We start from the raw sequence: 17,035 nt of genomic DNA on the forward strand, positions 1-17,035 counted from the left end.
TGATCGCTCCCACGCTGTCGTGGGAGCCTTCTGACCAACAATAAGAGGCAAACCATGTCCGACATTCTCTGGCAGCCCGATGCGAAACGCATTGCCCGGTCCCGCATGGACGGCTTTCGGCGCTTCATCAATCAGCGCCACCACCTGAAGCTCGACGACTACCCGGCCCTGCATCAATGGTCCATCGACCAGCGCGAAGCGTTCTGGCAAGCGATCGTGGATTTCTTCGACATCAGTTTTCACACCCAACCGGACGCCGTTCTGCGCGGAGGTCTGAAAATGCCGGGTGCCGAGTGGTTTCCCGGCGCCACCCTGAACTTCGCCGAGCATCTGTTGAGCCGACGCGACGATGCCATCGCTGTCATCGCTATCGGGGAAAACGGCCAGCGTGAACTGCTGACCTGGGCCGAACTGGCCCAGCAGGTCGCCGGGTTCCAGGCCAGCCTGCAAGCGGCCGGCGTGGTGGTTGGCGACCGGGTTGCGGCCTGCATGCCCAATACCTGGCAAACCCTGGTGGCGATGCTCGCGACCACCAGTCTCGGGGCAATCTGGTCATGCTCCTCGCCGGACTTCGGCACCCACGGCGTGATCGACCGCTTCGGCCAGATCGAACCGAAGGTGCTGATCACCTGCGCCGGCTACCGTTACGCTGGCAAGGAGATCGACCAGACCGTCAAGGTCAATGAAATCCTCGAACAGCTGCCGTCACTGCAACAGCTGATCATCGTGCCCTACGCGCGACCTCAAGCCCATGCCACGGATTACCGGACACCCGCCAACGTCACGCTGTGGGACGACTTCTACGAACCGGGCGATGAGCCGCAATTCGTCCCGGTGCCGTTCGATCATCCGCTGTACGTGCTGTATTCCAGCGGCACCACCGGCGTGCCGAAGTGCATCGTGCACAGCACCGGCGGCGTGCTGCTGCAACACGTCAAGGAGCACGGGCTGCATGTTGACCTCGGACCCGGCGACCGTTTGTTCTACTACACCACCTGCGGCTGGATGATGTGGAACTGGCTGGTCTCGGCACTGGCGGTCGGCAGCGCGGTGGTGCTGTATGACGGTTCACCGTTTTATCCGGACAACGAGCGCTTGCTGGAGCTGCTGGACGACGAACAGGTCAGCGTGTTCGGCACCAGCCCGAAATTCCTCGCGACCCTGGAAAGCAGCGGCATCAAACCGCGCGAAAGCTACGACCTGAGCCACCTGAGAACCCTGCTTTGCACCGGCTCCGCACTGTCACCGCAGAGTTATGACTTCGTCTATCGCGACTTCAAACCGGATGTGTGCTTGTCCTCGATGTCCGGCGGTACGGACATCGTGTCCTGCTTCGTCAACGGCAACCCGATGTCAGCAGTCCGCCGGGGCGAAATCATGGGCAAGAGCCTGGCCATGGCGGTGGAAGTGTGGAACGACGCCGGGCAACCGGTCGTTGGCGAAAAAGGCGAACTGGTGTGTACCCGGTCATTTCCGGCGGTGCCTATCGGACTCTGGAACGATCCCGATGGCGAGAAACTGCGCAAATCCTATTTCAGCCAGTTCCCCGGCGTCTGGGCCCAGGGTGACTACGCCGAACAACTGCCCCACGGCGGGATGCTGATTCACGGCCGCTCCGACGCCGTGCTCAACCCCGGCGGCGTGCGCATCGGCACGGCGGAAATCTACCGTCAGGTGGAGAAAGTCCCGCAAGTGCTGGACAGCGTCGCCATCGGCCAACAGTGGCAGGACGATGTGCGCGTGGTGCTGTTCGTGCACCTCAAGGACGGCGTAACGCTGGATGACACGCTGCAACAGCAGATCCGCCAGGTGATCCGTGCCAACACCACACCGCGCCATGTGCCGGCGAAGATCGTCGCGGTCACCGACATTCCGCGCACCATCAGCGGCAAAGTGGTGGAGCTGGCCGTGCGCAATGTGGTGCACGGTGAACCGGTGAAAAACACCGATGCGCTGGCCAATCCGCAAGCGCTCGAGCAGTTTCGCGATCGACCGGAATTGAACAGCTGACAACAGCGCTCCTGTGCCAGGAGCGCCGTTCTGTAATGCAGACGGATTATTCAGGTCGGTTCAGGGTCAGCACCACCGGGTCGGCAATCGCACCGGTGCGACGGGTCGCGAGACAGGCTTCAAGCGTGTGGAAGTTGCGCTCGAATTCCGGTTTGTCGGTGTAGTACTGACCAAGCAACGAGATGACCAGGGCCAGTGAGTCGGCGTTTTCAACGGCCTTGGCTGCCGAGTGGTATTGCGTCGTGGCGCCGTCCTCATCCGTGGCAAGTCTGCCGCTGGCAAGATTGAGCAGCGACGCAACGTTCAGCATCTGGTCAGTGCCGCCACTCTTTGCAGTATCGCTGGCGTAGCTGACATCTTCAGTCTGCGCTGCACCGTGCAGCATCTCGTGAATCAGGTCATCCGCCACTACAGCGTGGTTGTAAGCGTGCCCGATGAAATGAGCGTTCAGATTGCGCGTATAGATTTCCATGAACATCACCTTGGGTCGCTCGTTGGCGCTGGCGGCGATCCATTGCCGGTACAACTGCGGATTGAAGGAGGCGATATTGCCGTTGTCCTTGTACGGGTCAAGGATCAGATTGCTCAGGGAAAAACCGGCGAAGTCCGTGCGGATCAGCTTCAGGTATTTCAACAACCGGTCCTTGGCATCCGAGGTATTGCTGCCTAGAAAGGCCTTGATGATGAAATCCCGTTCCTTGGTGAAATCATGATCGCCAAGGGCCTTGATCGCCTGTTCGATCTTCGCCTTGGCCTTCGGCAAGCTGTTCTCGATGACGGCCCGGGTGTAACTGATCGGCAGTGTTTTATGGAATTGGCTCACCCTGAAAGGGGAATCGATCGCGAAATGGCTCAGCTTTGGCCCCCAGGCCTTGCCCGTGCGATCAAGTGCGTACCAATGGAAGTCTTCGCGTGCAGCCAGGACGGTCAGGGTGTCGGCACTGACCGCTTTCGGGCGCCAGGTGCCTTGTCCGACGATCGCGTTGTGACGGGTACCGAGCAGTCGCCCGGATTTGTGAGTGCCTTTGATATGACTCATCTGTGATTTGGCCAGTGCAATGATTTCCTGAGTCTGCCGACTCAAACGCATCCCGCCCTTATAGACCAGCTTGCCCGTGCCGCGCACGACTGAAGGCAGGTCATCCAGCGGGTTGAAAATGGCAATCCCGGTGGCAATTGCCAGCTTGGCGAGGTGCCCCAGTCTGGTGGTCAGCGAGGAAGCCTTTGACACGATCGAAGCTGTTTTGCTGGCAACACCCGCAACGGTGCCCACTAGTGCAATGGCATCCATGGCGCAACCGTAGAGGCCGTCGACCACCAGATTGTGTTCGCCGGAACTGAGGTCCTGAATGCAGCGTTTGAATGGCACGGCGAGATCCACGATGTAGGTCGCCACCACTTCACCCTTTGCCCGCTCACGTTCGAGTTCCGTGGGCACAGTAGCGGCCGCCCGCAGTTGCTCAAAGGTCATCAACGGATGCCGCGACACGACAAGAGCCGAAATCTGCTCGATCCGCGGGTCAGAGAAATTCTGGTACTCGCTGTTTTTCGGTTTCGAAGGCGTTGTCGGTGCAGACAACACAATCAACTTGTCGATAATCGCTTCGCTGCGCGTGACTTTGAAATCATTCGCCACGCCTTCGATGTAGCACTTGATATTGATCGGCAACCGCTGTTTGGGAGTCGGTGCTACATGGGTCTTCAGATCGCCCTTGAAATCCACCCGGGCCGGGGCCTGGAGCTTGCCACTGCTGACGATCAGCCTGGCCAGTTCATCGTTACGGTGGATTTCACCTCGCAGGGTGAACACTTCGTAGCAACTCGTTTTGCCGCCATGGGTGGCACACATGACAACACCGAACCGTCCCGTCGCGGCATCCTTTCCGGCCTGGCTCTCGACGGGCTCTTCTCGGGTCAACGGCCCGCCTATTGGAGTGGTACGAGTGATGACGGCAGAGTCACGTACGGTCAGAAACGTCAATTCACCGCGCAGCACATCCTGCAGGTCGAAATAGGACATCCGCGACAGCGCCAGCTTGAGGGTTGTGGCCAGGGCTTCGTTCAACTGGTCCAGATGACTGCGCAGCTGACGGATGAATTCGACATTGTTATCTACCAACCGCAACAGTTGTGGATAGCGACGGTAAATGCTCACGACCGATGGATCGTGAAGTGCAGGTCTGCTGCCGGTGATCTGGGATAGCAGATCAGGCGCCTTGCTGTCTGGAAAGACAGGGCGAAAGTTCCACTGCTGTGTTGTGAGGTCGCCGGACATGTGCAGGTCGATCATCGACATGGTGGTCGGAGACGCCCCAAGTCCAGGACGCTGATTGAGCCGCGGCTTTTCCAGAAAGTCGCAACCCGGGGTGGCAGGCTCCAGCGCTGCCCTGGCGATGGCCCTGCGGTCAGGCAGTGGCGTGGAATAGGCAATGCTGACCTGAGAGAAATTCGCCACGTATTGCTGATAGGCGACGATGGCCCGCTGCGTTGTCGCCTGCTCGTCCTGCTTCAGCTCGGTTTCAGTGACGACTGCGTTGATCAACGCCCAGTCCACGATCGGATCGATCAATGCCAGCGTATGCACATCGGCCAGCGCCTGACTGACTGGCTCCAGCTGCGCATACGCCATGATCTGCGCATAAGTCATCACGCGCGCAGCGCCTTGAACGACTGCTTCGACCAAAGCGACACCCCGACAGAAAGCCACCCACTCGAGCGATCCGATCGTGATGGAGGTCGGAACCTGCCTGACAATGAATTCAGGGGCAACCTGTGCCAGACACAAATGAATCGCCAGCGGTGCCGAATCGTGCCTGACCCATTGATTGTTCACCATATGATCACGCAATCCCTCCAGGACAACCGATGCCGGCCTGCCGAGATAACGTGACGAGTACATCTCGTAACTGCCGATAGACTTTCTGTTCTGCGGCTTGCCGATAAATGGATTGATATCCAGCAACAGCGCGGTCACCAACAACTGGTCAAGTTGCGACTCGGACATCGTCTGCCCCGCCTGCGAGCCATACCAGCCCAACCGCTGCAGGCATGAGCGCGCCCAGTCCTGCGATATCGAATGGCCAATGACTTGTTTTAACAACACCGCGGCATTGTCATGCACTGCGACCCCGATCCGGGAACCCGACATCAAACTGTCCAGCAACCTGGATTGACTGGGTAATTGCTGAGACGTGACGTTTTTGATCGCCAGGCATTGTTCGGAAGACAACGTAATGAATGATTTATCGTCCACGACGAGTTGTCCGCTATAGTTCCCAAGTTCATCAACTTCCGGAAAATCGAACTCGAAGTAAGCAATCAGATTATTCAGCTGAGCGGCCGTAGTGGGCACATCATAGCCATGAAACCCCAGCCATTGTTCCACGGTAATTTCGTTGTCTGTCCATACATACCCACCCGATTCCTTGGCGATATCCGTTATCAGCGACAACACCGACTGATCAAATCCCAACCCTTCGCGATTCTTGTGATCCTTGAAATCAATCCAGCCATCTGGAGCGAATACTTCCATTTTTCCCGACTGAGCAACGCAAATCGGCGGCCGGTCCTGCTGCGTCAGGCCCAGCAACAGACTTTGCATGGCAACTGTTTGGGTCAAGCTACTCAAGAGCGCCTTGCCAGGCGCATGAATCAAATCCAGAGAAGAGTTCTTTTGCAATTCGATCTGGTAGTCCCATCCCAGAATTTTCTGGTCTGTCGCACTGTTCGCCAGACTCAACTTAAGTTCCGCCAATACCAGATTGCGCTCTAATGCATCAGCATCGAGGCGCTGTTGCGTGTCTATACCGGCTGCATACTTGAAAAATTTCTCGTTCGCTTTATAGCTCATAGTTCCCTCATGAATAACAATGTATGCCTGCTTGGCGGAGGCGATCCTACTTCCACCCAACAAACTTTCCAGTCGTTATTCATGAGACAACATTTCAATCAAACAAACCGAGGCTGAAATCAACCCCTTCAATCAGCCAGCCCCCATTCACCCGAACTTGAAGTGGGCGTCTCGCCTTGGCGCTCCAACTTCCACTTCAACTTCAACTTCAAATTATTGATTGAGTCCGCATGTTTAAGTGCCTCCTGCACACTTAAAACACCTTCAGCCACCAACTTGTAAAGTGCGTCATCGAAAGTCTGCATGCCCAGCTCTGTGGATTTTTCCATGATGACTTTCAACTCGCCCAGTTCATTGCGACGAATGAGGTCGGCAATGGTGGGCGACCCCAACATGACTTCCACTGCCGCCCGTCGCTGGCCATCAAGCGTGCGTACCAGACGTTGGGAAACGAAGGCCTTCAAATGATTGCCTAAACTGTGCAGCAATTGCGGGCGACGCTCTTCGGGAAAGAAATTGATGATCCGGTCCAGCGCCTGATTGGCGTTGTTGGCGTGCAATGTCGACAGCACCAGATGCCCGGTTTCGGCGAAGGCCAGCGCATGCTCCATGGTCTCGCGGTCACGGATCTCGCCGATCAGCACCACGTCCGGAGCCTGGCGCAGGGTGTTTTTCAGTGCAGCGTGAAAGCTGCGGGTATCGACCCCGACTTCGCGCTGGTTGATGATCGATTTCTTGTGGCGATGGATGTATTCCACCGGGTCTTCAATGGTGATGATGTGCCCGCTGCTATGGCGATTGCGATGATCGATCAATGCCGCCAGCGAGGTCGACTTGCCCGAGTCCGTAGCACCGACAAACAGGATCAGCCCCTGTTTGAGCATCACCGTTTCCAGCAATACCGCTGGCAATTTGAGGTCTTCGAATCGCGGAATGTCGAGTTTGACGTTACGGATCACGATTGACACATCGTTGCGCTGTTTGAATATATTGACCCGGAAGCGGCCGATGCCGGTGCGGGAAATCGCCAGGTCCATTTCCAGATCCCGGTCGAACTCCCGGCGCTGCTCGGCGTCCATCAGGGAGGTGGCGACAGTCGCCACTTCGCCGGGCTTGAAGGGCTGATCGTTCAAGGGCGTGAGCACCCCGTCGAACCGCGCACTCGGCGGTGCGCCCGTGGACAGGAACAGATCCGAACCGTGGCGGCTCGCCAGTTGTTTGAGCAATGCGTCGATTTCCATGGCCAAAAGCACCTGCGAAGCTTTCAATGGACTTAAGACCGTGCGTCGTGACGCGACGGGCCTTACAGCGTCTACCGCTCTAGCATAATAGACGCCGCCTCACCGACCGACGCCCAGGATTGATGTGATGAACGCTGTACCGAACACCAACGACGCCCAGACATTGATCGCCCGAACCGACTGGAGCCGCAGCCCGCTGGGCGCCGCCGGCACCTGGCCTCAGAGCCTGCGCACCGCGGTGGACATCGTGCTTCACTCGCCGATGCCGATGCTGCTGTTGTGGGGCCCGCAATTGACCCAGATCTACAACGACGGCTTCGCGCTGCTGGCCGGCAACAAGCATCCGCACGCTTTCGGACAACCAGCGCACCAGATATGGCCGGAACTTCGAGACTTTACCGACCCTATTTACAGCGCCGTCCTACAGGGCCAGGTGCGAACCTACAGCGAACGACGCTTCACCCTGCAACGGGACGGCCAGGAGTCCGACTTCTGGCTTGACCTGACCTACAGCCCGATCCGTGACGAAAGCGCGCAGGTGGCCGGAATTTTGGTCACCGCCATCGAAACCAACGAACGCCGACGCATTGCCCTGGAACTGCAACAGCGCTCCGAAAACAGCCTCAAGGCCCAGCGCGAAAGCGAAGAGCGCCTGCAACTGGCGCTGGCAGCCACCGATGCGGTCGGCACCTGGGATTGGGACATCGGCGAAGACCGCTTCATTGCCGACGCGCATTTCGCCCAGTTGCACGGTGTCGATCCGGCGCTGGCCGGTCAGTTGCCGATCAGCGAGTATCTGCACGGCGTGCACCCCGAAGACCGCGCAATGATCGCCCGCAGTATCAAGCATTGCATTACCCACGGCACCGAATACGCCGAGGAATACCGCCTGCTGCAGGCCAACGGCGAACTGCGCTGGGTGTTCGCCCGCGGGCGTTGCTACAAGGATCATCATGGTCGGCCGACGCGCTTTCTCGGCGCTGCGCTGGATCTGACCGAACGCAAGCACACCGAACAGGCATTGCGGCAAAGTCAGACCGAGCTGCAACTGATCATCAACGCCATGCCGATCCTGATCAGTTATGTCGACCACGAGGAACGCTTTCGCCTGAACAACGCCGCGTACCTCGACTGGTACGGGCTCACGCCGCAGGAGCTGTACGGTCGCACGATCCGCGAGGTGATCGGCGAAGAGGCCTATTTCCTGCGGGCACCTTACATCGCCGAAGCACTCGCCGGTCGCCCCTGCTCGTTCAGCCTGTACACGCCGCACCGCGACGGCAGCCAGCGGCATGCCTTGATGAATTACCTGCCGCGCCACGGTGCGGACGGTGCAGTGAACGGTTTCTACATCTTCGTGATCGACGAAACCGAACGCAAAAAGACCGAAGAAGCCCTGCGCAACCTCAATGAAACCCTTGAGGAGCGTGTGAGTGCGCGCACCGAACAACTGGCCCAGGCCAACCAGCGTTTGCAGAACGAAATGTTCGAACGCGAGCGCGCCGAAGACGCTCTGCGTCACGCACAGAAAATGGAAGCGGTCGGCCAGCTCACCGGCGGCATCGCCCACGACTTCAACAACATGCTGACCGGCATCATCGGCAGCCTCGACCTGATGCAACGCTACATCGCCAGTGGCCGCGCCGATGAGATCGGCCGTTTCACCGACGCGGCGGTGTCTTCGGCCAACCGCGCGGCGGCATTGACCCACCGTCTGCTGGCGTTCTCCCGGCGTCAGTCGCTGGATCGCAAGACTATCGACGTCAATGAACTGATCCACTCGCTGGAAGACCTGATCCGCCGCACTAAAGGTGATCCGATCGAGCTCAAGTTGCGCCTGGCCGACAATGTATGGCCGGTCAGCACCGATGTCAGCCAACTGGAAAACGCCCTGCTCAACCTGGTGATCAACGCCCGCGATGCCATGCCGGACGGCGGTGAACTACTGATCGAAACGGCCAACGTCTACCTCGACGGCAACGACATCACTACCCTCGAACCGGTCAAGGCCGGTGATTACCTGATGCTGGCGGTGAGCGACAACGGCACCGGCATGACGCCTTCAGTACGTTCCAAAGCGTTCGATCCGTTCTTTACGACCAAACCCATCGGGCAAGGCACCGGGCTCGGCTTGTCGATGATTTATGGCTTTGCCCAGCAATCGGGAGGGCACGTCAGCCTCGACAGCCTGCCGGGCCAGGGCACCTGCGTGCGCCTGTACTTGCCGCGTTTGTATGCACTGGAAGCGGAGCAGCCGGCAATCGAAGCGGTTGCCGAGGCTCCGGCTGTCGCCACTGGCGAAACCGTGGTGGTGGTCGAGGACGATCCGGCAGTGCGCATGCTGGTCATGGACCTGCTCAAGGAGCTGGGTTATCGCGCCCATGAGGCCGAAGACGCCAAGGGTGCCTTGCCGCTACTGGAATCCGACCTGCGGGTGGACTTGCTGGTGACCGACGTCGGCCTGCCGGGCATGAACGGCCGGCAAATGGCGGAGATCGCCCGCCAACATCGTCCGGGGCTCAAAGTGTTGTTCATGACCGGGTACGCGCAGAAAGCCGCCGAACGTCAGGGCTTCCTCGAGGACGGGATGGACATGGTCGCCAAGCCGTTTTCCATCGAACAACTGGCCGGCAAGATCCGCACGATGATCAGCCAAAACCCGTGACTTGAGGCATAATCCGCGCCCGCCGTCACCCCGCTACAGGTATTGCACGATGAAAGCCCAAGCCCGCCACATTCTGGTGAAAACCGCCGAAGAGGCTGAAAAACTCAAGCAACGCATCGCCAACGGTGAAGCGTTCGATGTGCTGGCGAAGAAATTTTCGACCTGCCCGTCCGGCAAGCGCGGCGGCGATCTGGGTGAAGTGCGGCCGGGGCAGATGGTCGGTGCGATCGATGCGGTGATCTTCAAAAAACCGCTGCGCACCGTGCATGGGCCGATCAAGAGCAAGTTCGGGTATCACCTGGTGCAGGTGTTTTACCGCGACTGATCCAGTGCCCTGAAGGCGCGGCTTTCGGCAGCGCCTTCAGGGATCGGCATCAATCCTTGGGGATCAACGCCCCAGGCACTTGAATGACCTGACTGGCCAAGCGATGCCCCGCCTCCGCCGCCCGCACAGGGCTTGCGCCGGACAAGCGACTCGCCAGATACGCCGCACTGAACGAATCCCCCGCCGCCGTGGTGTCCACCACTGTCTCGACCTTCTGCGCCGGGACTTCAAACGCTTCCCCGTCACAACGGATCAAGCACGCTTCGGCGCCACGCTTGAGCACCACTTCCGGCGTGCCGATCTGCGCGTACGCTGCAAACACCGCGTCACAGTCTTCGAAATGGAACAGCGCCTGTTCGTCGTCCACCGTCAGCAATGCCAGATCGACGTGAGGCAACACGCTGCGATACGCCGCTCGCGCCTCCTCCACTGAAGCCCACAGGCGTGGGCGGTAGTTGTTGTCGAAGACGATTCGCGCGTCACGCTGACGGGCTTCGATCAAGGTCTCGATCAGTTTTTCCCGACCCAGGGCTCCGAGTACCGCCAGCGTGATACCGCTGAAATACAGCACGTCGTAATCCGCCAGCGCCGCCAGAATCGGCGCGGACGCCGGCGTGGTGAAGCAGTCGCGCACAGCGGCTTCGTTGCGCCAGTAAAGGAAACGACGTTCGCCGGCAGCGTCCGTTTGAATGCAATACAGGCCCGGCAAACGACCGGGCAAGCGCTGGACCAGATCCAGACCAATGCCTTCGTCGGCCCAAATGCGGCACATCGCATCGCTGAAGCTGTCGTCGCCCAGCGCCGTGACGTAATCGACCTGCGCCTTGCCGCCCATCGCGCGGGACAGATAGACCGCCGTGTTCAGCGTGTCACCGCCAAAACTCTGTTGCAGGCTGCCGTCGGCACGTTGCTGGAGTTCGATCATGCATTCGCCGATCAGGGCGATGCGCGGGGTGTTCGGACTCAAAGGACTGAGCGCGCTCATCAGAAACAGGTTTCCATGGTTTCGATCACCGACAGTTGCTCGTCCACCAGCAGCCCCACGCGCCACTTGTCGAAGGTCAGGCATGGGTGCGAAGTGCCGAAGGAAATGATGTCGCCCACGCGCAACTCCACGCCCGGCGCCACGGTCATGAACGCGTGCTGGTCCATCACCGCCGTCACCTTGCAGGCGCCGACATCGTCGCCCACCGCCGGCAGCACGCCGGCCTTGTAACGCAGCAGCGGCACCGGCATCCCGGCATCGAACGCCACGTCACGCTTGCCCAGGGCAATCACCGCGAAGCCCGGCTCCGGCAGCGACTGCACGTGGGCCCAGACCTCCAGCGCCGGACGCAGCCCTTCGTGCAGGTCACTGCGACGATCGAGCACGCAGCACTGCGCCTCCTTATAGATGCCATGGTCGTGAGCCACGTAACTGCCGGGACGCAGCACGCTGAGGAAACGCCCGCCAGCGTTCTGCGCTTCGAACGATTCGGCAATCAGGTCGTACCACGCCGAACCCGACGCAGTGATGATCGGCTTGGCAATGGCGAATGCGCCGCTGTCCTGCAACTGCACGGCCAGGCGTACCAGCGAAGCCGCGAATTCACGGATGCCGCTGACGGCGTGATCGCCATGGATCACGCCTTCGTAACCTTCGATACCGGTCAAGGCCAGCGCCGGTTGCGTACCGATAGCCTTGGCCAGTTCAATGACTTCCTGCTCGCTGCGGCAACCGCAACGGCCGCCGACCACGCCGTATTCGATCATCACGTTCAGACGCACACCGCGCGATGCGAAATAAGCGCCCAGATCGGCGACGTTGTCCGGGTGATCGACCATGCAATAGAAATCGAAGCCGGAATCGGCCGCCAGCAGATCGGCAATCAGCGCCATGTTCGGCGTACCGACCAGTTGGTTGGCCATCAACACCCGGCGCACGCCGTGGGCGTAAGCAGCTCGGGTCTGGGTGGCGCTGGCCAGGGTGATGCCCCACGCGCCGGCGTCGAGCTGACGACGAAACAGCGCCGGGGTCATGCTGGTCTTGCCGTGGGGCGCGAGTTCGGCGCCGCTGTCGCTGACGAACTTCTGCATCCAGCGGATGTTGTGTTCCAGCGCTTCACGGTGCAGCACCAGCGCCGGCAGGCTGATGTCACGCACCAGTTGCGCGCCGAGGGCAGCATCGCCCTTTTCCACGGCAGCAGTGTTGTTGGCAGTCGTCATGGTCGAACTCCTCACAGTCGCGCCCGCAGGCAGGCGCGGTTATTCGTTGATTCGCCGGGCGAGGCTGTTGGCGCTCTCGATCAAGACCCGGCGATAGTCGTTGTAATTGTTCTTGGCATCGGCACGCGGGGCGACGATGCACAGGGTGCAGATGGCAACGCCTTGAGGGTCTTTCACCGGGGCGGCGAAGCAGTGGGTAAAGGTGTCGGCGACACTGTCGAAGGAGAAGAAACCGTCGATGCCGGCCTGACGGATTTCCGCCAGAAACGTCTCCATCGGCAGACGTTCGCCATCCGGCAGGATGAAGTCGTCGGGGTCGATCAAGTCGCTGATCTGCTGGTCACTCAAGTGCGCCAGCAGCAGGCGTCCCGAGGCGGTCCACGGGATCGGCGCGTTTTCGCCGATATCGGAAGAAATGCGGAAATGCCGCTCGCCCTCCTTCATCAGCGCCACCGTGTATTTGCGCCCGTTGAGCAGGCACATCTGCGCGGTTTCCCGGGTCTGGCTGACGATCTCCTGCAAGGCGTGATCGGCCTCGCGACTGAGGTCGAAATGCCGCAAGTGCGCCTGGCCGAGGAAGTACAGCTGACGACCGAGATAGACGTGACCGTCCTTGCCCACCGGCTCCAGAATCCGACGTTCGAGCAATGACGCCACCAGTTCGTAGACCGTGGATTTCGGGCTGCCGATACCGTTGGCGATATCGTTCGGGCGCAGTGGCTGGCCGATTTCCTTGAGGAAATCGAGGATATCGAACGCCCGGTCCAGACCGCGTGCCCGGCGCTTGATGGTGTCTTCGGTCATTTCAGTGGTTCCCTTAAAAGATGCCGGGATGGTAACTGCCCCTTGGCGTTGTGTCAGTTGGATCGCAGCCCTCACCCCCCGCCCTCCCGAAACGTCGGACCGCCCGGAGGGAGAGGGAGCCTGATCGCATCGATGCAAATGCCGTCGTCTGACACAACAATCTGCATCGATGGAAATCAGTCCCCTCTCCTGGGGGAGAGGGCCAGGGTGAGGGGGCTATGGGCTCAGCAACGCCACACCTCTCAAGCCTTCTTCTTGTACGCAATGCAGTCGATCTCGACCTTGCAGTCGACCATCATGCTCGCCTGTACGCAGGCTCGGGCCGGTGCGTGTTCAGGCTTGAAGTATTCGCCGAAGACCTTGTTGAAACTGCTGAAATCCCGCGGATCGTCCAGCCACACGCCGGCGCGCACTACATCTTCCAGGCCATAACCGGCCTCTTCGAGAATCGCGATCAGGTTCTTCATGGTCTGGTGCGTCTGCTCGACGATGCCGCCCACGATGATCTCGCCATCCACCGCCGGCACCTGCCCGGAAACGTGCAGCCAGCCATCGGCTTCAACGGCGCGGGCGAATGGACGAGGCTGGCCGCCAGCGGCGGTGCTGCCGGTGCCGTAACGAGTAATGCTCATGGGTATTTCTCCTGATTGAAAAAGTGAAAAGTCAGAACCGCGTGCTTTTGAGAAATTCCGCCAGCCGCGGCGATTGCGGACGCTCGAACAGTTCCTTGGGAGGCCCCTGCTCTTCGATGCGCCCCTGATTCATGAAAACGATCTTGTCCGAGACCTCGAAGGCAAAACGCATTTCGTGGGTCACCAGCAACATGGTCATGCCGTCCTCGGCCAGGCCTTTGATCACGTTCAGCACTTCGCCGACCAGTTCCGGATCGAGGGCCGAAGTGACTTCGTCGAACAGCATCAGGCTAGGGTTCATCGCAATCGCCCGGGCAATCGCCACGCGCTGTTGCTGACCGCCGGACAACTGACCGGGAAAGTGATTGCGCCGCTCCAGCAGGCCGACCCGTTCCAGCCATTTTTCGGCCAGGGCCACGGCTTCGTCCTTGTGCATCTTTTTGACTTTCAGCAGGCCGAGCGTGACGTTTTGCAACGCGGTGAGATGCGGGAACAGGTTGAATTGCTGAAACGCCATGCCGGTCATCGCGCGATGACGGGCGATGACTTTTTCCGGGTGACGCACGCGCTTGCCGTTGAGTTCGTCATAACCGATGGATTCACCATCGAGCAGGATCTGCCCGCCCTGGAATTCCTCGAGCATGTTCACGCAGCGCAGCAGCGTGGTCTTGCCCGAACCGCTGGAGCCGATCAGCGTCACCACGTTGCCGCGCTGCATGCTCAGGTCGACGCCTTTGAGCACTTCGACCGCGCCGTATTGCTTGTGCAGGCCACGGATGTCCAGCAAGGGCTGACCGTTCTGGACGTTGGAAACTTGAGCTTGAGTCATGGCAGGGCCACCCGCTTTTCAATGTGCCGGCCGAGTAATTCGATGCCGTAGTTGATGACGAAGAACAGAAAACCGGCGAACAGGTAAAACTCCAGGGTCATGAACGTCCGGGCGATGATTTGCTGGGTGCTGAGCAACAGCTCGGCCACGCCGATCACCGACAGCAAGGTCGAGGCCTTGACGATTTCCGTGGACGAGTTGACCCAGGTCGGCAGGATCTGCCGCAGCGCCTGAGGCAACAGCACGTAGCCGAGGGACTGATAGAACGTCAGGCCGATGGCCTTGCCGGCTTCCATCTGCCCGCGTGGCAACGCCTGCAACGCGCCGCGCACGATTTCGGCCACGTGGGAGCCGCAAAACAGCGTCAGACCCAATGCGCCGGCCTGAAATGCGCTGATCTGCCAACCAAGCGCCGGAGCCATGTAGAAGCACGCCAACACCAGCACGAACACCGGCGTACCGCGAATCAGGTCGACATAAAAGCGGAACGGTGCGCGCATCCAGAACTTGCCGTAGGTCAGCACCAGCCCGGCAAATACGCCGATGACCGTCCCGAACAAAATGGCCAGCGCCGACACCTGCACACTGGTCAGAAACCCTTGCCACAAGGCTTCGCGGGCAATCCACAACTCATGCAACCAACTGGGGGATTGGTACATCGCAGCCTCCTATCGGCGGATCGCCAGACGCTGCTCGAGGTAACGCAGCAGCATGGCAATGAGGTAACAGGCCGCGACATACAACGCCGTGGTCACCAGCCAGGTTTCGATCACCCGGTAGCTCTCGACGTTGATCTTGCGCGCGTAATAGGTCAGCTCCGGCACCGCGATTGCGGCGGCCAGCGAGGTGTCCTTGAACAGCGAAATGAAGTTGTTCGACAGCGCCGGCAGCACGTTGCGCAGCATCACCGGCACGGTGACATAAGCCTTCACCTGCCACTCGCCCAGACCAATGGCCAGCCCCGCTTCGCGCTGGCCCTTGGGGATGCTCAACAAGCCACCGCGGAACACTTCGGTCAGGTACGCCCCGGCATACAGCGACAGGGTGATGATGAACGACGGGATCTTGTCCAGCCGGATCCCCAGGCTCGGCAACGCAAAGTAGATCAACAGGATCAACACCAGAATCGGCGTGTTACGGATCACCGTCACATACACCGATGCCAGCACCCGCAAGGCGCGATGCCTGGACAGCAAGGCAAACGCCATCAGCAGGCCGATCACGCAGCCGATGGCGATCGACACCAGCGCCAGTTCGAGGCCCAGACCGAGCCCCGCCAGCAAGGTGTCGAAATCGCGCCACACGGCGGCAAAGTTCAACTGATAGTTCATGGTCGGCAGTACCTTGAGCGGGGCGCATCAGGGCGCCCCACTCTCACGGGATCATTTGAATTCGACAGGGAAACCGATGGCAGGCGATGGCAGATCCACGCCGAACCATTGCTTGAACGACGCGGCATAAGTCGGGAACTCGACGCCGGTCATGGCTTCATGCAGGGCGGTGTTGACGAAGTTCAGCCAGTCCTGATCGCCGCGTTTGACGGCGCAGGCGTAGGTCTGCGGGCTCCAGGCATACGTCGGGCTGCGATAGCGGCCAGGGTTCTGCACCATCAGGTATTTGACCGAAGACTGATCGGTCGCAGCGGCATCGGCGCGACCGGAGTTAACGGCCTGGTACATCAGATCGACGCTGTCGTACTGATCGACCTTGGCCTTGGGCAGCGCCTGATGCACCAGCTCTTCGGCGTACACGTTCTGCAGCACGGCTACGGTCACGCCGTCACCACCGGCCTGCAGGTCTTCGATTTCCTTGTACTTGCTGTTGTTCGGCAGCAACAGGCCGACGCCTTCGCGGTAGTACGGCAGGGTGAACGCCACTTGCTGCGCACGGCTGGCGGTGACGGTGATGAACTGACAGCTCATGTCGACTTTGTCAGTCAACAGATTGGGAATCCGCGCATCGGACGACTGCACTACGAACTCGACTTTGCTCGGGTCATTGAACAGACCTTTGGCCACCATCCGGGCAATGTCGATATCAAAGCCCTGCAACTTGCCGTCCGCGCCCTGGAAGTGCCACGGCGCATTGGTGCTGCCGGTCCCCACAATCAGTTTTCCACGGGCCAGGACGCTGTCGAGCTTGCTGTCAGCCGCCTGGGCGATACCCATGACAGCGGACGAAGCCGCGAGAACAAAAACACACGCTTTGAACAAGGAAGGTCGGCGATGCATGGCAAGCACTCCTGGAAGTTGTTTATTCCGCTATACCGGAATACGGTTTGTTACTACGGAATAGACAGCAGAAAGTGTGCCACAGGATTCATGGGGAATCTGCAAAGGATTGAATTTTGTTTTGAATCAAAGGGATGGAAGAAACCTGCGAAACGCTGCAACCAACATTGATTAATCACTTCGCTACTTTGCGCCACACAGGGCGGGTATCCAGGCCACATCCTGGTGCGCGATGCACGATTG

The 17,035-nt window shown here is 59.8% G+C and carries 13 protein-coding genes; 3 read left to right on the forward strand and 10 right to left on the reverse strand.

The window, feature by feature from the left end:
* Positions 1-54: 54 nt before the first annotated feature.
* A complete protein-coding gene (locus tag QRN46_RS07705; RefSeq protein ID WP_285354472.1) occupies positions 55-2,010 on the forward strand; it encodes an acetoacetate--CoA ligase in 1,956 nt (651 codons plus the stop codon).
* 46 nt (positions 2,011-2,056) lie between these two features.
* Here QRN46_RS07705 and QRN46_RS07710 read toward each other — a convergent pair whose 3' ends face one another.
* Entirely contained in the window at positions 2,057-5,860 is a 3,804-nt protein-coding gene (locus QRN46_RS07710; protein ID WP_285354473.1) for a hypothetical protein, read from the reverse strand.
* A 128-nt stretch (positions 5,861-5,988) separates the two neighbouring features.
* Positions 5,989-7,101 (reverse strand): PilT/PilU family type 4a pilus ATPase, encoded by a 1,113-nt coding sequence (locus QRN46_RS07715; protein WP_285354474.1) that lies wholly within the window; start codon positions 7,099-7,101, stop codon positions 5,989-5,991.
* A 127-nt stretch (positions 7,102-7,228) separates the two neighbouring features.
* Between QRN46_RS07715 and QRN46_RS07720 the strand changes: the two genes are divergently transcribed.
* Together QRN46_RS07720 and QRN46_RS07725 are read left to right on the forward strand one after the other, a co-directional pair.
* Positions 7,229-9,766 (forward strand): PAS domain-containing hybrid sensor histidine kinase/response regulator, encoded by a 2,538-nt coding sequence (locus tag QRN46_RS07720; RefSeq protein WP_011334476.1) that lies wholly within the window; start codon positions 7,229-7,231, stop codon positions 9,764-9,766.
* A gap of 49 nt (positions 9,767-9,815) precedes the next feature.
* Complete coding sequence (locus QRN46_RS07725; protein WP_007952044.1) at positions 9,816-10,091, forward strand: peptidylprolyl isomerase; 276 nt, start codon at positions 9,816-9,818, stop codon at positions 10,089-10,091.
* A 49-nt stretch (positions 10,092-10,140) separates the two neighbouring features.
* Here the strand turns inward: QRN46_RS07725 and QRN46_RS07730 are convergent, their stop codons facing one another.
* The 8 genes from QRN46_RS07730 to QRN46_RS07765 form a co-directional block, all read right to left on the reverse strand.
* Positions 10,141-11,076, reverse strand: a complete 936-nt coding sequence (locus tag QRN46_RS07730; protein ID WP_011334477.1) for a sugar kinase — start codon at positions 11,074-11,076, stop codon at positions 10,141-10,143.
* The gene (locus QRN46_RS07735; protein ID WP_011334478.1) at positions 11,076-12,296 is read right to left on the reverse strand and encodes an amino acid deaminase; all 1,221 of its coding nucleotides are present in this window, start codon (positions 12,294-12,296) and stop codon (positions 11,076-11,078) included. The genes QRN46_RS07730 and QRN46_RS07735 overlap by 1 nt, the downstream gene beginning before the upstream one ends.
* A gap of 39 nt (positions 12,297-12,335) precedes the next feature.
* Positions 12,336-13,100, reverse strand: a complete 765-nt coding sequence (locus QRN46_RS07740) for an IclR family transcriptional regulator (protein WP_011334479.1) — start codon at positions 13,098-13,100, stop codon at positions 12,336-12,338.
* 242 nt (positions 13,101-13,342) lie between these two features.
* The gene (locus QRN46_RS07745) at positions 13,343-13,732 is read right to left on the reverse strand and encodes a RidA family protein (protein ID WP_007912330.1); all 390 of its coding nucleotides are present in this window, start codon (positions 13,730-13,732) and stop codon (positions 13,343-13,345) included.
* 31 nt (positions 13,733-13,763) lie between these two features.
* Positions 13,764-14,561: an amino acid ABC transporter ATP-binding protein gene (locus tag QRN46_RS07750; RefSeq protein WP_011334480.1), complete on the reverse strand. Its 798-nt coding sequence runs from the start codon at positions 14,559-14,561 to the stop codon at positions 13,764-13,766.
* Positions 14,558-15,220 carry an amino acid ABC transporter permease gene (locus tag QRN46_RS07755; protein WP_011334481.1) on the reverse strand — a complete coding sequence of 221 codons (663 nt, stop codon included), beginning with the start codon at positions 15,218-15,220 and terminating at the stop codon, positions 14,558-14,560. The genes QRN46_RS07750 and QRN46_RS07755 overlap by 4 nt, the downstream gene beginning before the upstream one ends.
* A gap of 9 nt (positions 15,221-15,229) precedes the next feature.
* Positions 15,230-15,892, reverse strand: a complete 663-nt coding sequence (locus tag QRN46_RS07760; protein ID WP_007960243.1) for an amino acid ABC transporter permease — start codon at positions 15,890-15,892, stop codon at positions 15,230-15,232.
* Positions 15,893-15,943: 51 nt separating this feature from the next.
* Positions 15,944-16,792, reverse strand: a complete 849-nt coding sequence (locus tag QRN46_RS07765) for a transporter substrate-binding protein (RefSeq protein WP_011334482.1) — start codon at positions 16,790-16,792, stop codon at positions 15,944-15,946.
* Between the last annotated feature and the right edge of the window lie 243 nt (positions 16,793-17,035).

The organism is Pseudomonas sp. lyk4-R2A-10 (assembly GCF_030209075.1).
Taxonomy (GTDB): Bacteria; Pseudomonadota; Gammaproteobacteria; order Pseudomonadales; family Pseudomonadaceae; genus Aquipseudomonas; species Aquipseudomonas glycinae.